A 501-nucleotide genomic window follows, 5' to 3' on the forward strand; every position below is an offset into this window, starting at 1 on the left:
CCCCCGCACTCCGGTCTCGGCCCCGAACGCCTCGTCGATCAGGTGCGCGGCCCGTTCGTAGGTCAGCTCGCCGCCGGTGTCGGTCTCGCGCCCCAGCCCGCGCAGGAGGTCCCGTACCTCCAGTCGGCGCGGCGGCGGGTCCTCGCCGTCGTCGGGGTAACTGTCCATCACGGCCAGGGTGGCGACTTCTTCGCCGGCGCTCTGCAGTTCGACGGCCATSGCGTGCGCRATSACSCCGCCGAGCGACCAGCCGAKCAGGTGGTACGGGCCGGTGGGCGCGATGCCCCGGATCTCCTCGACGTAGCGGCGGGCGAGTTGTTCGATCGACCGGTACTCACCGTCACCGCTGATCGTGGGCAACTGCAGGCCATACGCGGGCCGGTCCGGCGGCAGGTACCGCATCAGCCCGGCGTAACCCCAGGACAGCCCGATCCCSGGRTGCACGCAGAACAACGGCGGCCCGCTCCCCTGCGTGCGCAGCGGAATCACCACGGCCAGGGC

1 protein-coding gene is annotated in these 501 nt (G+C 72.1%); it reads right to left on the minus strand.

Annotated elements, in window-relative coordinates; all coding sequences use genetic code 11:
- Nucleotides 1-501, minus strand: a 501-nt coding sequence (locus tag AC1DYG_RS19355; RefSeq protein WP_477641482.1) for an alpha/beta fold hydrolase, incomplete at both ends; no start/stop codon positions are given.

Source organism: Pedococcus sp. P1_H8, assembly GCF_056405175.1.